The 15,189-nt window shown below is 71.8% G+C and carries 17 protein-coding genes and 1 tRNA gene; 14 read left to right on the top strand and 4 right to left on the bottom strand.

Annotated elements, in window-relative coordinates; genetic code table 11:
* Positions 1–78: 78 nt before the first annotated feature.
* The 4 genes from ACIQKA_RS17600 (at position 79) to ACIQKA_RS17585 (ending at position 3,752) form a co-directional block, all read left to right on the top strand.
* Positions 79–663 (top strand): alpha/beta hydrolase, encoded by a 585-nt coding sequence (locus tag ACIQKA_RS17600; RefSeq protein ID WP_391095307.1) that lies wholly within the window; start codon positions 79–81, stop codon positions 661–663.
* A gap of 202 nt (positions 664–865) precedes the next feature.
* Complete coding sequence (locus ACIQKA_RS17595; RefSeq protein WP_383149327.1) at positions 866–2,419, top strand: M28 family metallopeptidase; 1,554 nt, start codon at positions 866–868, stop codon at positions 2,417–2,419.
* 293 nt (positions 2,420–2,712) lie between these two features.
* A complete protein-coding gene (locus ACIQKA_RS17590) occupies positions 2,713–3,009 on the top strand; it encodes a type II toxin-antitoxin system VapB family antitoxin (RefSeq protein ID WP_030209440.1) in 297 nt (98 codons plus the stop codon).
* Positions 3,010–3,122: 113 nt separating this feature from the next.
* A complete protein-coding gene (locus ACIQKA_RS17585) occupies positions 3,123–3,752 on the top strand; it encodes a LytR C-terminal domain-containing protein (RefSeq protein ID WP_383149329.1) in 630 nt (209 codons plus the stop codon).
* 78 nt (positions 3,753–3,830) lie between these two features.
* Here ACIQKA_RS17585 and upp read toward each other — a convergent pair whose 3' ends face one another.
* Positions 3,831–4,466, bottom strand: a complete 636-nt coding sequence (gene upp, locus ACIQKA_RS17580; protein ID WP_383149330.1) for a uracil phosphoribosyltransferase — start codon at positions 4,464–4,466, stop codon at positions 3,831–3,833.
* A gap of 92 nt (positions 4,467–4,558) precedes the next feature.
* On the opposite strand from upp, the gene ACIQKA_RS17575 reads away from it, so the two are divergent.
* The 8 genes from ACIQKA_RS17575 (at position 4,559) to ACIQKA_RS17540 (ending at position 9,483) form a co-directional block, all read left to right on the top strand.
* Entirely contained in the window at positions 4,559–4,768 is a 210-nt protein-coding gene (locus ACIQKA_RS17575) for a hypothetical protein (protein ID WP_383149332.1), read from the top strand.
* A 326-nt stretch (positions 4,769–5,094) separates the two neighbouring features.
* Positions 5,095–5,631 (top strand): hypothetical protein, encoded by a 537-nt coding sequence (locus ACIQKA_RS17570; protein WP_383149333.1) that lies wholly within the window; start codon positions 5,095–5,097, stop codon positions 5,629–5,631.
* Positions 5,632–5,720: 89 nt separating this feature from the next.
* Positions 5,721–6,149 carry a tRNA adenosine(34) deaminase TadA gene (gene tadA / locus ACIQKA_RS17565; protein ID WP_366373103.1) on the top strand — a complete coding sequence of 143 codons (429 nt, stop codon included), beginning with the start codon at positions 5,721–5,723 and terminating at the stop codon, positions 6,147–6,149.
* A 112-nt stretch (positions 6,150–6,261) separates the two neighbouring features.
* A tRNA-Ser gene (locus ACIQKA_RS17560) sits at positions 6,262–6,346 on the top strand.
* A gap of 415 nt (positions 6,347–6,761) precedes the next feature.
* Complete coding sequence (locus ACIQKA_RS17555) at positions 6,762–6,926, top strand: hypothetical protein (RefSeq protein ID WP_163013800.1); 165 nt, start codon at positions 6,762–6,764, stop codon at positions 6,924–6,926.
* A gap of 9 nt (positions 6,927–6,935) precedes the next feature.
* Entirely contained in the window at positions 6,936–7,229 is a 294-nt protein-coding gene (locus tag ACIQKA_RS17550) for a Dabb family protein (protein WP_030209426.1), read from the top strand.
* A gap of 259 nt (positions 7,230–7,488) precedes the next feature.
* Entirely contained in the window at positions 7,489–8,334 is an 846-nt protein-coding gene (locus ACIQKA_RS17545; RefSeq protein ID WP_383149335.1) for an RNA polymerase sigma factor SigF, read from the top strand.
* Between the two features lie 234 nt (positions 8,335–8,568).
* Positions 8,569–9,483: an RNA polymerase sigma factor SigF gene (locus ACIQKA_RS17540; protein ID WP_383149337.1), complete on the top strand. Its 915-nt coding sequence runs from the start codon at positions 8,569–8,571 to the stop codon at positions 9,481–9,483.
* A 613-nt stretch (positions 9,484–10,096) separates the two neighbouring features.
* Here the strand turns inward: ACIQKA_RS17540 and ACIQKA_RS17535 are convergent.
* On the bottom strand, positions 10,097–10,321 hold the full coding sequence (locus tag ACIQKA_RS17535; RefSeq protein ID WP_383149339.1) for a hypothetical protein: 225 nt from the start codon (positions 10,319–10,321) through the stop codon (positions 10,097–10,099).
* 213 nt (positions 10,322–10,534) lie between these two features.
* Between ACIQKA_RS17535 and ACIQKA_RS17530 the strand changes: the two genes are divergently transcribed.
* Both ACIQKA_RS17530 and ACIQKA_RS17525 read left to right on the top strand, forming a co-directional pair.
* On the top strand, positions 10,535–10,978 hold the full coding sequence (locus ACIQKA_RS17530) for a MarR family winged helix-turn-helix transcriptional regulator (protein WP_366373111.1): 444 nt from the start codon (positions 10,535–10,537) through the stop codon (positions 10,976–10,978).
* 15 nt (positions 10,979–10,993) lie between these two features.
* Positions 10,994–12,649, top strand: coding sequence for an MDR family MFS transporter (locus ACIQKA_RS17525; protein ID WP_402541441.1), 1,656 nt, complete (start codon positions 10,994–10,996; stop codon positions 12,647–12,649).
* Between the two features lie 96 nt (positions 12,650–12,745).
* Here the strand turns inward: ACIQKA_RS17525 and ACIQKA_RS17520 are convergent, their stop codons facing one another.
* Positions 12,746–13,615 carry a TetR/AcrR family transcriptional regulator C-terminal domain-containing protein gene (locus tag ACIQKA_RS17520; protein ID WP_390109752.1) on the bottom strand — a complete coding sequence of 290 codons (870 nt, stop codon included), beginning with the start codon at positions 13,613–13,615 and terminating at the stop codon, positions 12,746–12,748.
* A 35-nt stretch (positions 13,616–13,650) separates the two neighbouring features.
* Entirely contained in the window at positions 13,651–15,180 is a 1,530-nt protein-coding gene (locus ACIQKA_RS17515) for an MFS transporter (protein ID WP_402541440.1), read from the bottom strand.
* Positions 15,181–15,189: the final 9 nt, after the last annotated feature.

Genomic DNA, 15,189 nt, shown 5'->3' with positions numbered 1-15,189 from the left:
CGTCCTCCGCGCGACCGCCGTGTCCACACCCCGGAAGCCGTCTGGACCTCCGGGCCCCCCGGGCCGCACGATCACGCCATGACGACCGAAAGCGACTTCCGCGCCAAGACCTTCCTGATCCTGCACGGGTTCCAGAACCACCGGCCGGCCGGCCACTGGCAGCACTGGCTCGCCGGGCGGCTGCGGGAGGGCGGGCACGAGGTCCGCTACCCGCAGCTCCCCTCGCCGGACGCGCCCGTGCTCGCGGAGTGGCTCGACGCCCTGGAGGAGCACGGGAAGCGGCCCGTCCGGGGCGAGTTCGTGGTCCTCGCGCACAGCCTGTCCGTCCTGCTGTGGCTGCGGGCCGGGGCCCGCAGGCCGGACGCCGACCGGGTGCTGCTCGTCGCCCCGCCCTCGCCGCCGGTGACCGCCTCGATCCCCGAGATCGCCGCCTTCGCCGACGGCCTCGACCTCACGGAGACCGGCCTCTCCGCGCGCCTCGTGTACGGGGACGGCGACCCGTACTGCCCCGAGGGCGCCGACCTGCACTACGGCCGCCCGCTCGGCCTGGACCTCGACCACGTACCGGGCGGCGAGCACCTCAACCCCGCCAACGGGTACGGGGACTGGCCCTCGGTCCTGGAGTGGTGCGAGGACCCGTCGGTGCGGGTGGAGGGCCGGTAGGGCACGCCCCTCGGGGCCGCCGGAAACCCCCTGCCGGGACCGCAACCGACAAAAGCCTTGAACGGGCTCAAGTCGTAAGGGAATTGAGAATTCCAGATTTCAATCCTGTTCGACCCGGCAGGAATTGTGGCGAATCTGTTCACAGAACACCTCCGAGATCGCTAACTTCCCCTCAACCTCGTCCGTACCGGGAAGGACTTCTGTGAACGCATCCCAGCGCCGAGCCGCGGCCATCCTCGCCGCCGCCGCCCTCGCCGCCCCGCTGGTCCTCGCCTCCCCCGCCACCGCGGGACAGGACCCCACGGCCGCACCCGCCCGCGATGCCGCCAAGCTGGCGAAGAAGCTGGTCCGCGACACCACCGCCAAGGACGCCTACAGGCACCTGCAGAAGTTCCAGGCGATAGCCGACTCGGCCGGCGGTCACCGCGCGGCCGGTTCGCTCGGGCACGACGCCTCGGCCGCGTACGTGTACACGCAGCTCAAGAAGGCCGGATACAACGTCTGGTACCAGAAGTTCGACTTCGAGTACACGGAGACGCTCGCCGAGAAGGCCTCCGTCGTCTCCCCCGCGCCCCGCGCGTTCGACATCAAGGCCATGACCTACACCAAGTCCACCCCGGTCGGCGGCGTCAGGGCCGAGCTCGTGGCCGTGCCGGTCGACGCCGACGCCACCACCGGCTGCGAGCCGGGCGACTTCGCCGCCGGCGCCTTCACCGGCAAGATCGCGCTCATCAAGCGCGGCGGCTGCGCCTTCGCGGTGAAGCAGCAGAACGCCGCCGCGGCCGGAGCCGTCGCCGCCGTCATCTACAACAACGCCGACGGCGTCCTCTCCGGCACCCTCGGGGACGCGGCCTCCGGGAAGATCCCCACCGGCGGCATCACCCTGGCCGAGGGCACGGCGCTCGCCGCCGACCTCGCCAAGGGCCCGGTCACCCTCTCCCTGGAGATCCGCCAGCTCCAGCAGATACGTTCCACCAACAACGTCATCGCGGAGACCAAGGCCGGCAACGCCGCCAACACCGTGGTGCTCGGCTCCCACCTCGACTCCGTCACCGCGGGCCCCGGCATCAACGACAACGGCTCCGGCTCCGCCGGCCTCCTCCAGGCCGCCCTGAAGCTGGCCGAGTCGAAGGACAAGGTCCGCAACAAGGTCCGCTTCGCCTGGTGGTCGGCGGAGGAGAACGGCCTCCTCGGCTCCGAGCACTACGTGCAGAACCTCACGGCGCTCGACAAGAAGGAGATCAAGCTATACCTCAACTTCGACATGATCGCCTCGCCGAACTACGGCCTGTTCGTGTACGACGGCGACGACTCGGACGGCGTCGGCGCCGGCGCGGGCCCCGCGGGCTCGGCCCAGCTGGAGCGCGACATCAACGAGTTCCTCGACAAGAACGGCCACCCGCACGAGGGCACCGACTTCACCGGCCGCTCCGACTACGGCCCGTTCATCGAGGTCGGCATCCCCTCCGGCGGCACCTTCACCGGCGCCGAGGGCATCAAGACCGCGGGCCAGGCGGCCAAGTTCGGCGGCCAGGCGGGCGTCGCGTACGACGTGAACTACCACGCCAAGGGCGACGACCTCAGCAACATCAACCTGAAGGCGTTCGACGTCAACATCGACGTCATCGCCAACGCCGTGGGCACCTACGCCCACGACATCTCCTCGCTCCGCAAGCCGGTCGTCTCCGTCCCGACCACCGGTGACGCGGGCAGCGGCGGCGGCCTGCACGACGACCACCACGAGGTCACCGAGTAAGCACGCGCGAGCCGGCCCGCGGGGGCTCTCCTCCGGCGGACCGCCGCCGGAGGAGAGCCCCCGCCCCGTTCCCGACCGCCCGTCCGGGTGACGGGCGGCGGCCGGGGAGCGGGAGGCCCGGAGCGGAGGGGCCGGAGCGGGTGCGGACCCCTCCGGGCCCCTCTTCACGGGGGCGGCGGCGGTCCACTCGCGCGCGTGGCGGCGCCCGGATTCCTATTCGTCCCCCTTTGCACCGGCATCCCGGCGGGCGGGCGTGGCTGCGCCGGGAGCCGCTCGCCCGGTAGGCTTTCCGTGTGATCTTCAAGCGCATCGGAAACGGAAAGCCGTATCCCGACCACGGCCGGGAAAGCACCCGGCAGTGGGCGGACGTCGCCCCGCGCCCGGTCCGCCTCGACCAGCTGGTCACCACCAAGGGCCAGCTGGACCTGGAGACCCTGCTCGCGGAGGACTCCACCTTCTACGGCGACCTCTTCGCGCACGTCGTGAAGTGGCAGGGCGACCTCTACCTCGAGGACGGACTGCACCGCGCCGTCCGCGCGGCGCTCCAGCAGCGCCAGGTGCTGCACGCCCGCGTCCTCGAACTGGACTGACGGGCGCCCGGGAGGGTGGCCACTGACCCTTTCGGGGGCAGTTCCACCCCATCCGGACGCGATCACATGATCATCAAGTAGGCATCGCCGACGGGCGGCATTACGCTGCGTTCATGAGCATGCTCACTCCCCCCGGCATGGGCGGAAAGTACCGCATCACGGGGGATGTCTACCCGCGCATGCGCCGCCCCCACCGTCGGCGCAGGATCGTCCTCGCGGCCACCGCCGCCGCGGTCGTGCTCGGCGCGGCCGGCTGGGGCACGCTCCAGCTCGTCGACGTGTTCTCCGGCGACGCGGGCGCGAAGGCGGCGGCCGGGAAGACGGCCGACTGCAAGCCCGCCCCCACGCCGACCGCCGCACCGGCCGCAGCCCTGCCCAAGCCCGCGCAGATCACGGTCAACGTCTACAACGCGACCCCGCGCGGCGGACTCGCCAAGACGACGGCCGACGAGCTCAAGAAGCGCGGCTTCAAGGTCGGCAAGGTCGGGAACGCGCCCGTCGCCTACGACAAGAAGGTCCCGGGCGCCGGACTGCTCCTCGGCGCGCCCGCCGCCGCCAAGGGCGCCTTCCCGGTCCTCGGCACCCAGCTCGCGGGCGCCACGACCAGGACGGACACCCGGGCCACGGCGGACGTGGACCTGATCATCGGGACCGCCTTCAAGAACCTGTCCCCGAAAACGACGGCGGACGCGGCCCTGGTCGCCCTGACCAGGCCCGCGCCCGCTCCGACCGGGAAGTGCTGAGGGCCGTGACCGCGCCGGGGGCCCGACCGGCCCCCGGCGGCCGTACGGACCCGGCGGCTCCCGCCGCGGCCCGGAGGCCTATTCGGCCGAGCCGTACATGCGGTCGCCCGCGTCGCCGAGGCCCGGGACGATGTAGCCGCTCTCGTTGAGCCGCTCGTCGACCGAGGCGGTCACGACGGTGACGGGGGTGCCCGCGAGCTCGCGCTCCATGACCTCGACGCCCTCCGGGGCGGCGAGGAGCACGACCGCGGTCACGTCGTCCGCGCCGCGCTTGATCAGCTCCTGGATCGCCGCGACCAGCGTGCCGCCGGTCGCCAGCATCGGGTCCAGGACGTACACCTGGCGGCCCGAGAGGTCCTCCGGCATCCGCGTGGCGTAGGTCGACGCCTCCAGCGTCTCCTCGTTGCGGATCATGCCCAGGAAGCCGACCTCGGCGGTCGGGAGCAGCCGGACCATGCCGTCGAGCATGCCGAGGCCGGCCCGCAGGATCGGCACCACCAGCGGGCGCGGGTGCGACAGCTTCACACCGGTCGTGGTCGTGACCGGGGTCTCGATGTCGACCTGCTCGGTCCGCACGTCCCGGGTGGCCTCGTAGGCGAGCAGGGTGACCAGCTCGTCGGCGAGACGGCGGAAGGTCGCGGAGTCCGTGCGCTTGTCGCGCAGGGTGGTGAGCTTGTGGGCGACCAGAGGGTGGTCGACGACGTGGAGACGCATGACTCAACAGTAGCCCGCCCCGCACTGGCGTCGATCCGCGCCACTGGGGGAAGGTGGGGGCACACGGACCCGGTGATGGGGTGGTGTGGCAGATGTCCGACCTGGAAGGACCGGCCGAGGGACCCGCCGAGGGGGCGGGCCGGACGCCGGTGACGGAGACCGACGCGGAGCGGCGCAGGCGCCGCGCCCAGTTCCTCCGCGAGCTGCACGAGGCGAAGGCGCTGCGCGAACGCGTGCAGCCCCGGCGCGCCCGGGCGGCCCGGATGCGGCAGGCGATGCGGATGCGGACCTTCCGCTGGTGAGGCGGCGCGACGGGCGGTACGGGCGGTACGGACGGGGCCCGGCGCGACCGTCCGGCCGTGCGCCCCGGAACGCGTGCGTCCCGCCGGATGCGGTGTGACCGGGGGAAACGGGCCCGGACCAGCGGCGACCGGCCGGGACCGGCCGTGCGCCCCCCGAGTGCGCCGGGGTCGCACGCCCGCCCGATAGCGGGGACGTTCAGACTGATGCACGACGCAAGAGCCGAAGACCTCTCCTGTGGGCGCCGTTTCTGTCACGATGCCGAGGGGGCGGGGCTCAGGACCGCGCCACCGGAACGTCACACCTCTGATCAGTGGGAGAGAGTCAGGTGTACTTCGCCGCACTGCTCGCGCGCACCGAAGACGGGTGGGAAGCGAGCGACACGGAGCTCGACGACGTGGAGAACCTGTCGGATCTGGTCGAGCTGGCCCGCGACGCCTCGGACGACGACACGGTGATCGTCTTCGTCGAGCAGGAGGACGCGTGGTTCGGGATCGTCCGGATCGAAGGGGAGGAGGACCCCCGCATCTACGTGTCGGACGGTGCCGCCGCGTCCCGTTCCTCGTACGGGGAGATGCTCACCCGGGAGATCCTCGGTGACGATCTGGACGACCTGGTCGACGAGCTGGAGTCGCTGGACCTGGACGGCACGGAGGACGGGGAACCGCTCGACGCCGACGGGGACGAGGACGACGAGGCGGGCTCCGTGGCCGCCGAGGCCGTCCCGGCCGCTCCGGTGGGCGACCGGCTGATCCTGGCGGACCTCGGCCTGCCGCCGGCCGATCTGCTCGCCCTGGAGACCGACGCGCTCGCGGAGATCGCGGACGCGCTGGGCGCGGGCGAGGTCCTGGAGGCCGTCCGCTAGTGGTTCCCGCGGTACCTGTTCCCGACGCCGGGACCGGCTCCACGGCCGGTCCCGCCAGGGATCCCCTGCGGGATCCCTGGCGGGACGCCATGCTGCTCGCCCTCGACGAGGCGGAGGCCGCCGGGCCGGCCGGCGACGTGCCGGTCGGCGCGGTCGTGCTCGGCCCCGACGGGAAGGTCCTCGCGCGGGCGCACAACGAGCGCGAGGCCGTCGGCGACCCCACCGCGCACGCCGAGGTGCTCGCCCTGCGCCGGGCGGCCGCGGTGACCGGGGAGTGGCGCCTGACGGGCTGCACGCTGGTCGTGACCCTGGAGCCGTGCGTGATGTGCGCGGGCGCCCTGGTCCAGTCCCGGGTGGAGCGGGTGGTGTTCGGCGCCCCGGACGAGAAGGCGGGCGCGGCGGGCTCCCTCTGGGACCTCGTGCGGGACCGGCGGCTCAACCACCGTCCCGAGGTGATCCACGGCGTGCTCGGCGAGGAGTGCGCCCGGCGGCTCACGGCCTTCTTCCGCACCCGCTGACGTCCCTGCCGACGCCCCTGCCGACCCCGCTCCGACCTCGCTCCGACCCTGCTCCGACCTGCGACGGGATACGGATTTCATCGCAGCGCCAGTTTCGGCTAAGCTCTCTCTCGGTAGCGTGTCCGAGCGGCCGAAGGAGCTCGCCTCGAAAGCGAGTGTGGGGAAACTCACCGAGGGTTCAAATCCCTCCGCTACCGCTTCGATCGAAGGGCCCGGCGCTGATGCGCCGGGCCCTTCGGCGTGCGCGGACCCGCAGGGGTTGCCCGTACGGGAAAGGCCCCGGCCCGCGTGCGTGCGCGGGCCGGGGCCTTCCGGCGGGGTGAGGTCGGTCGGGGGAAGCGGCATCGGGGGGACAAGCCGCTCCCCCCGGTGAGAACCGGGCCCTCAGGTCCGTGCCGCCGTCGGGGGAGGCCTCGCGGCGCGGCCCCCGCAGTGCGGGCCGGTTCCGGGGCCCCTCGGATTCCTGCCGTACCCTCCGGGCCCGACATCCATACTGCGCGCCCGGCACCCTTCCGGCGGACGGCAAAAGTCCTCGTTCTCCGGGCCCTTGGTCCGTAAAGGCTCGGTTAGAGTGGCGCGGTCGTACGGCGGGGGAACAGGGGAGGGCTGGAAATGGCGCAGGCGAAGAAGGTCGCGCTGTACGCGGTCGTGGTCTTTGTGCTGTACACGATCGTCACGTCCCCGGCGAGGGCGGCGGACCTGGTCCAGGTAGGGTTCGAGGGCATTTCCAGCGCCGCCCAGGGTGTCGGCGAGTTCATGACCGAACTCATCAATTAGGAGCCCTCCGTGATCCGCCATCTGGTCCTGTTCAAGCTCAACGACGGCGTCGCCCGTGACGAGCCGCGCGTCGTCGCGGGCGTCGAGGCCTTCCGGGCGCTCGGCGAACAGATTCCGGAGCTGCGGTTCTGGGAGTGCGACTGGAACATCACGGACCGGCCGATCGCGTACGACTTCGCCATCAATTCGGCCGTCGAGGACACCGACGCCCTCCAGCGCTATCTGGAGCACCCGGCCCACCAGGCGGGTGTCGCCCAGTGGCGGGAGTTCGCCACCTGGGTGATCGCCGACTACGCCTTCTGACCCCAGGTCACGACCGAGGCCCCCCGTCGTCGCGACGGGGGGCCTCGCCGTTCTCCGGGCCCTCGCCCGCCCCCCTGCCCGCACCGCGCCGACCCCCCATCCGGCCCTCTCTTCCCGCACTCCGCGTCCTCAACACGTGGTTATGGGGTGCTTGCACACAGTGGACATGTCTTGTGATGCTATGACCGCTTTTGACGGATGAGTTGACCGTAGTTGACACCAGTCGACCAGCAGGACCAGCCAAAGGGGTGTCGTGAACGTGCCGGCCAGTACAGCACCTCAAGTACCGCCCCAGCACGAGACAGGCGGCCCGGAGGCCCCGCGCACGCGCCCCCAGAGCACCCGCGGCGCCGACACCCGCGCCCTCACCCAGGTCCTCTTCGGGCAGCTCAAGGGCCTGGAACCGGGCACCCCCGAGCACGACCGGGTGCGCGGCGCCCTCATCGAGGCCAACCTGCCGCTCGTCCGCTACGCGGCCGCCCGCTTCCGCTCCCGCAACGAGCCCATGGAGGACGTCGTCCAGGTCGGCACCATCGGCCTGATCAACGCCATCGACCGCTTCGACCCGGACCGGGGCGTGCAGTTCCCGACGTTCGCCATGCCGACCGTGGTCGGTGAGATCAAACGCTACTTCCGGGACAACGTGCGGACCGTGCACGTGCCCCGCCGGCTGCACGAGCTGTGGGTCCAGGTCAACGGCGCCACCGAGGACCTGACGACCGCCCACGGGCGCTCCCCCACCACCGCCGAGATCGCCGAGCGGCTGCGGATCGGGGAGGACGAGGTGCTCGCCTGCATCGAGGCCGGGCGCTCGTACCACGCCACCTCCCTGGAGGCGGCGCAGGAGGGCGACGGGCTGCCGGGACTGCTCGACCGGCTCGGTTACGAGGACCCCGCGCTCGCCGGGGTGGAACACCGCGACCTGGTCCGGCACCTTCTCGTACAACTGCCCGAACGGGAACAGCGGATCCTGATGCTGCGCTACTACAGCAACTTGACGCAGTCTCAGATCAGCCAGGAACTCGGCGTCTCCCAGATGCACGTGTCAAGGCTCCTCGCGCGGAGCTTCGCACGATTGAGATCCGCAAACAGGATCGAAGCGTAACCGGAACGGGTAGACCGGTTCGGAGCAGTTCCGTGTGGCACCAAATGCCGTACACCCCTTGTTTCCTGCGGATTTGCACGGGCATTGTGTCGACAAGTCACTACAGCGTGTTGCCGACATGTGACATTCTGCTGGAACCGCGTTTGCCGCAGCCCCGCCGCCGGTATTCAGGTGGTGGCTGCGTTCCTCAGATGGTCGCGGCACCGCGACCGTCCGCGACCTCAAGGGGGTGGCATGTCCACAGAACTGGACAGCTCCAAGGTGCTCACGCTCACGCCCGTTCCCGTCGTTCCCGTGCCCACGCAGACGACGGCGCCGACGGCGCCCGAGAGCACGGAGCCCGCGCCGCCGCCGATGCCCGTCACGACCGGCGCCCTCGACACCCGCACCCTCTCCCGCTCCCTCTTCCTGCGGCTGCGCGCCCTGGACACGGAGGGCGCCGCCGCCGACAGCCCGGAGCGGACCTACGTCCGCGACACCCTCATCGAGCTCAACCTCCCCCTCGTCCGGTACGCGGCCGCCCGCTTCCGCTCCCGCAACGAGCCCATGGAGGACATCGTCCAGGTCGGCACCATCGGCCTGATCAAGGCGATCGACCGCTTCGACTGCGAACGGGGCGTGGAGTTCCCGACGTTCGCCATGCCGACCGTCGTCGGCGAGATCAAGCGCTTCTTCCGCGACACCTCGTGGTCGGTGCGGGTCCCGCGCCGCCTCCAGGAGCTGCGCCTCGCCCTCACCAAGGCCGGCGACGAGCTCGCCCAGAAGCTCGACCGCTCCCCCACCGTCCCCGAACTCGCCGCCGTGCTGGGGGTGTCGGAGGAGGACGTGGTCGACGGCCTCGCCGTCGGCAACGCGTACACCGCCTCCTCGCTCGACTCCCCCTCGCCCGAGGACGACGGCGGCGAGGGCTCCCTCGCGGACCGCCTCGGCTACGAGGACACCGCCCTCGAAGGCGTCGAGTACCGCGAGTCGCTCAAGCCGCTGCTGGCCAAACTCCCGCCCCGCGAGCGGCAGATCATCATGCTGCGCTTCTTCGCCAACATGACCCAGTCACAGATCGGCGAGGAGGTCGGCATCTCCCAGATGCACGTCTCGCGCCTGCTGACTCGCACCCTGGCCCAGCTCCGGGACGGCCTCATCTCCGACTGACCGCCGCCCGGCGGCCCCTTCGGACGGCCCCTTCGGACGGCCCCTTCGCACGGGCGGTCGCGCCGGCGAGGGGGCCGGTCGCCGTCCGGCCCCGACCGCTGTCCGGCGGCCACCGGGAACCGCACCCCGGTCAGGCGTTCCGAGAGCTCGCACAGCCGGCGGCCCGCCTCCGGGCCGGCCGCCGCGCCGGAGAGCCGCACGCGGGTCGGGCCGCCGCGCAGTTCGGCCGGCCCGCCGCGGGCATGGCGCCGGCCGCCTTCGACGCCGTACCGCGCCGGTGGAGCGAGGGCGAGGGCGCGGAGGGCCCGGACGCGCTGATCGAGCGGACCTCCGAGGTGCTCGCCCCGTCGCCGGACTCCGTGACGCCGTGGACGGCTCCGCGACGGCGCGGACGGAATCCGTCGCCGGACTCCGTGACGGCGCGGGCGGCTCCGTGGAAGCGCCGCGAGGGCCCATCGGCGAAAGGGCAGGGGAAAGGCGGGCCGGTCCGCGCGGTGCGGAGCCGGCCCGCCCTGGATGTGCGGGACGTGCGGGTCGTGCGGGTCGTGCAGGTCGTGCAGGTCGTGCAGGTCGTGCAGGTCGTACGGCGGGTGTGGGACCTGCGGAGCGGTCGTCAGCCGAACGCGAGCCAGGCGACGGCCGCCAGGATCACGACGGCCGCGACCACGCCCGCGATCAGGCCGACCCGGGGGCCCGAGGAGGCGGCGACGGCCTGCGGCTGCTGCTGCGGGGCGCCCTCGTCGACGAAGGCGCGGAACATCTGGGTGCTGCCGGCGGGGTCGTGGGAGCCTTCGGGGCCCTGGCCCTGGCCGTACGGTGCTTGGGGGTTGTGTGCCATGGGCCAGGACCCTAGCGAAGTCGGCCGGGCCGCCCAACCCCGGCCGCCCCGGGGCCCGCGCGAGGGGCCGCACACGGCCCCCGGGTCCCCCTTTGCCGATTCTTTAGCGCCGTTTGACCGATTTAGTTTGCCTGGAGCAACCATCCATCTCTATGGTTGCCCTAAGCAACAAGATATGTGGAGCACCCGGTGGACCACGCGGTGGAGTGCGCAATGGACAGAGGCAACCGGTACGAGAACCTCGCCCGCCAGGTGAGCGCCATCGGAGCGGTGAAGCGCGGACTCGCGCGGACCCTGCCCGCCGAGTGTCCCGGCGGCTCCGCGATCGTCCTCGCCCTGCTGAACCACCACGGGGACATGCGGATGGGCCGCGTGTCCGAGCTGATGGCCGTCGACGTGTCGGTCAGCAGCCGCCATGTGGCCCACACCGTGGACCGCGGGTGGGTCGAGCGCCTGCCCGACCCCGCCGACCGGCGCTCCCGCATCCTCCACCTGACCCCGGCGGGCGAGTCCATGCTCGCCGTCCTCGACCGACGGCTGACCGACATGCTCGCCCGCACCCTCGTGGAGTGGTCCGACGAAGACGTCGAACTGCTCACCACCCTGCTCGCCCGCCTCCGCGATTCCTTCGGGGACTGCCGGGCCCACCACGCTTGAGAACGAAGGAAGTCCATGGCTAGCACCACACCAGAGACCGGTGTGCGCGGCGGGAGCGCCAAGGAGGGGGACCTCGCCTCCGGCGGCGCCCCGATGACGCACAAGCAGATCATGGAGGCGCTCTCCGGGCTGCTGCTCGGCATGTTCGTCGCCATCCTGTCCTCGACGATCGTCTCCAACGCCCTGCCGCAGATCATCACCGACCTGGGCGGCGGACAGTCCGCCTACACCTGGGTCGTGACCGCGGCCCTCCTGTCGATGACCGCGACCACTCCCCTCTGGGGCAAGCTCGCGGACCTCTTCTCCAAGAAGCTGCTCGTCCAGATAGCCCTGCTCATCTACGTCGCGGGCTCGGTCGTCGCCGGCCTCTCGCAGAGCACCGGCATGCTCATCGCCTGCCGCGTCGTCCAGGGCATCGGCGTCGGCGGTCTCACCGCCCTCTCCCAGATCATCCTGGCCGCGATGATCGCCCCGCGCGAGCGCGGCCGGTACAGCGGCTACCTGGGCGCGACGTTCGCCGTCGCCACCGTCGGCGGCCCGCTGCTCGGCGGCGTCATCACCGACACCGACTGGCTCGGCTGGCGCTGGTGCTTCTACGTCGGCGTGCCCTTCGCGATCATCGCCCTGGTCGTCCTGCAGAAGACCCTGAAGCTCCCCGTCGTGAAGCGCGAGGTCAAGGTCGACTGGGCCGGTGCCCTCTTCATCAGCGCCGCCGTCTCCCTGCTCCTCATCTGGGTCACCTTCGCGGGCGACAAGTACGACTGGATGTCCTGGCAGACGGTCGTCATGGTCCTCGGCGCCGTCGCACTCGGCGCGGTGTTCGTCCTGATCGAGTCGAGGGCGAGCGAGCCGATCATCCCGCTCCGCCTCTTCCGCAACCGCACGATCACCCTCGCCTCGCTCGCCTCGCTCTTCGTGGGCGTCGCGATGTTCGCCGGCACGGTCTTCTTCAGCCAGTACTTCCAGCTGGCGCGCAACGAGTCGCCGACGATGTCCGGCGTCCTCACCATCCCGATGATCGCGGGCCTGTTCGTCTCCTCCACGGTCTCCGGTCTGGTCATCACCAAGACCGGCCGCTGGAAGGCGTGGCTGGTCAGCGGTGGCGCCCTGGCCGCCGGCGGCCTCGGCCTGCTCGGCACGATCCGCTACGACACGGAGTACTGGCACATCGCGCTGTTCATGGCGCTGCTCGGCCTCGGCCTCGGCATGATGATGCAGAACCTGGTGCTCTGCACCCAGAACCAGGTGGCCCCCGCCGACCTCGGCTCCGCCTCCTCCGTCGTCACCTTCTTCCGCTCCCTGGGCGGTGCGGTCGGCGTCTCGGCGCTCGGCGCGGTCATGGCCCACCGGGTCACGGACTACGTCAAGGAGGGGCTGACCGAGCTCGGCCCGAAGGCCGCGGCCGCGGTGGGCCAGGGCGGCACGGGCGGCGCCATCCCCGACATGGACAAGCTGCCGGCCCCGATCCGCACGGTCATGGAGGACGCGTACGGCCACGGCGTCGCGGACGTCTTCCTCTACTCGGCGCCGTTCGCGCTGCTCGCCTTCCTGGTGACGCTGTTCATCAAGGAGGTCGCCCTCAAGAGCGGCACGGCGAAGACGGACGAGAAGACGGGCGCCGGCGCCGCGAAGGCCCCGGCCGACGCCAAGGTCTCGGCGGACGCCCGGTAGGACCGGCGAAAAGACTCCCGGCCGCGCTTCGAGCGGAGGCGCGGCCGGGTCGGGTACGGAGCGGCGGGCAGGGGACGGCCCGCCGCTCCGTCGTTCTCATTCCCGTCTCCGGTTCGTCCCCGTTCCCGGCTCATTCCCGTCTCCGGTTCGTCCCCGTTCCCGGCTCATTCCCGTCTCCGGTTCGTCCCCGTCTCCGGTTCGTTCCCGTTCCCTGGCCACCATCGCCTCGATGCCGGAGACCAGGACGTCCAGGGCGAAGGCGAAGTCCCGCTCCCAGATGTCGCTGACGCTGCCGTGCGAGGCCCGTTCGTCGAGGATGTCCTTCATGTCCTCGACCTTCGGCGAGAACTCCGGGTCGTCCCGGAAGGCCGTGAGCGCCTCGCGGTAGAAGTCTTCCTGCGACATGCCGGCGGCCGCCGCGCGCGCGCCGAACTGGCCCTCGATCGTGCCGTACCCGTACACGAACTGGAAGACCGCCGCCATCGCGCCCGGCACGCCGTGCAGGGGCAGCCCGGAGTCCCGGACGGCCTGCTGGATCCGGTACCCGACGGCGAGCGCGTTCGGCCCGATGTTGAGGTACGAGCCGACGCACGGCGAGAGCCACGGGTGCCGGACCAGCATCCCGCGGTAGACGAGCGCGAGCACCCGGATCCGGTCCTGCCAGGTCTCCGCCGCCTCCACCGCGCCGAGGTCGACCTCCCGGTAGACGGCGTCCAGCGCGAACTCGACGATGTCGTCCTTGGTGTCCACGTACCAGTAGAGCGACATGGCCGTGACGCCGAGCTCGGTCGCGAGCTTGCGCATCGACAGCCCGGCCAGGCCCTCCTCGTCGAGCATCCGGATCGCGGCGGCCACGATCCGGTCCCGGTCGAGCCCGGCCGGACCGCCCCCGGCGCGCGGGGTCCGCTCCTCCAGCCAGACGCTGGAGCGCGCCGGGTTCTCGGCCCGATCGGCTGCCTTGACCATCGCGCTCCTCCGTCTGTCAGCGGTTCGTGACCATGCTAGGCAGCCGCCGCCGGATCCGGGACCGCGCTCCTCTCCGTCCGCTCGGCCCGCCGGAGCAGGGCCGCGGCGAGGAGGCCGCCCGCGAGGACGGCGATCGCGCCGACGAGCTGGCTGGTCTGGAGGCCGGAGGCGAACGCGTCGGAGACCCGGGCCCGTTCGGCGTCGTCGCCGGCCGCCGCGAGGGCCGCGGGCAGCGAGGTCGCGGTGACGGTGACGAGGGCGGCGAAGCGCGCGTTGAGCACGGCTCCGAGGACGGCGACGCCCAGGCCGTTGCCGAACTCGGCGAGGGTGCCGTTGACGCCCGCGCCCACACCGGCCTTCTCCGGCGGGATCGCGCTCATGATGGCGTTGGCCATGGCCGGGTTGGAGACCGCGAGGCCGACGCCCATCAGGACCAGGCCCAGGAGCATCCCCCAGTAACTGCTGTTCGTCCCGCCGCCGATCAGGGCGATCGAGGCGAGGCCGGCCGCGACGAGGGTCATGCCGACGGCCACGGTGGGCGCGGTGCCGAGCCTCACCACGATCCGCGGGCCGACGCCGGTCAGGTTGAGCGCGACCACGGTCAGGGCGAGCGGCGCCATCCGCAGACCGGCCTCCAGCGGCTCGTAGCCGAGGACGAACTGCAGGTGCTGGGTGAGCAGGAAGAGCGAGCCGCCCATGCCGAACATGACCAGGATCGCGCCCGCGACCGCGCCGACGAACTTCTGGTCGCGGAAGAAGTGCATGTCGAGCATCGGGTACGGGACGTGCAGCTCCCACCGGGCGAAGGCGGCGAGGACGGCGACTCCGACGCTCGCCGGGACCAGCACCTCGGCGGAGGTCCAGCCGTGCTCGGGGCCGGTGATGATGGCGTACACGGCGGCGGTCATGCCCACGGTGGAGAGCAGCGCGCCGACCAGGTCGGGCCGCTCGCCCCGGGGGTTCTTGGACTCGGGGACCAGCTTGACCACGGCGATCAGGCCGACGAGCGCGACCGGGATGTTGATCAGGAAGATCATGCCCCACCAGAAGTGGCTGAGGATGGCACCGCCGATCAGCGGCCCGGCGGCGAAGCCGAGCGAACTGACGGTGGCCCACAGCGCGATGGCCCTGACCCGCTCGGAGTCGTCGAAGATCTGCATGACGACGGCGAGCGTGGTGGTCATGAGCAGCGCGCCGCCGACGCCCATGCCCGCGCGGGCGGCGATCAGCTGGGCGGTGGATCCGGCGAGTCCGGCGGCGAGCGAGCCGAGGCCGAAGAGCGCGAGTCCGGCGGCGAGGAGCTTCTTGCGGCCGTAGCGGTCGGCGGCGTTGCCGGCGGTCAGGAGCAGACCGGACTGGACGAGCGAGTACGCGTTGATCATCCACTGGATGTCGGCGGTGGAGGCGTGGAGCTCCGAGGTCAGCGAGGGGATGGCGACACCGAGCACGGTGTTGTCGAGCAGCACGGTGAGCTGGGCCAGGCAGATGACGCCGAGGATCAGCCAGCGCTGCGGGTGGCCGCCGGTGGCGGCGGACGGTTCGTTCGCGGCGGTCGTCGCCGTCATGGGCAGAAC

The sequence above is a fragment of the Streptomyces sp. NPDC092045 genome (genome assembly GCF_044756005.1).
Lineage (GTDB): Bacteria > Actinomycetota > Actinomycetes > Streptomycetales > Streptomycetaceae > Streptomyces.
The sequence above is the reverse complement of the archived record's forward strand: the minus strand, read 5'-3'. Positions and strand labels throughout refer to the sequence as shown.

What these genes read in the sequence shown, in the direction of transcription:
- ACIQKA_RS17575 (WP_383149332.1), top strand. Translation starts at nt 4,559, where the DNA reads ATGTCCGACCTGGAAGGACCGGCCGAGGGACCCGCCGAGGGGGCGGGC.
- ACIQKA_RS17600 (WP_391095307.1), top strand. Translation starts at nt 79, where the DNA reads ATGACGACCGAAAGCGACTTCCGCGCCAAGACCTTCCTGATCCTGCAC.
- ACIQKA_RS17535 (WP_383149339.1), bottom strand. Translation starts at nt 10,321, where the DNA reads ATGGCACACAACCCCCAAGCACCGTACGGCCAGGGCCAGGGCCCCGAA.
- ACIQKA_RS17540 (WP_383149337.1), top strand. Translation starts at nt 8,569, where the DNA reads ATGTCCACAGAACTGGACAGCTCCAAGGTGCTCACGCTCACGCCCGTT.
- tadA (WP_366373103.1), top strand. Translation starts at nt 5,721, where the DNA reads ATGCTGCTCGCCCTCGACGAGGCGGAGGCCGCCGGGCCGGCCGGCGAC.
- ACIQKA_RS17530 (WP_366373111.1), top strand. Translation starts at nt 10,535, where the DNA reads ATGGACAGAGGCAACCGGTACGAGAACCTCGCCCGCCAGGTGAGCGCC.
- ACIQKA_RS17515 (WP_402541440.1), bottom strand. Translation starts at nt 15,180, where the DNA reads ATGACGGCGACGACCGCCGCGAACGAACCGTCCGCCGCCACCGGCGGC.
- ACIQKA_RS17555 (WP_163013800.1), top strand. Translation starts at nt 6,762, where the DNA reads ATGGCGCAGGCGAAGAAGGTCGCGCTGTACGCGGTCGTGGTCTTTGTG.
- upp (WP_383149330.1), bottom strand. Translation starts at nt 4,466, where the DNA reads ATGCGTCTCCACGTCGTCGACCACCCTCTGGTCGCCCACAAGCTCACC.
- ACIQKA_RS17585 (WP_383149329.1), top strand. Translation starts at nt 3,123, where the DNA reads ATGAGCATGCTCACTCCCCCCGGCATGGGCGGAAAGTACCGCATCACG.
- ACIQKA_RS17525 (WP_402541441.1), top strand. Translation starts at nt 10,994, where the DNA reads ATGGCTAGCACCACACCAGAGACCGGTGTGCGCGGCGGGAGCGCCAAG.
- ACIQKA_RS17520 (WP_390109752.1), bottom strand. Translation starts at nt 13,615, where the DNA reads ATGGTCAAGGCAGCCGATCGGGCCGAGAACCCGGCGCGCTCCAGCGTC.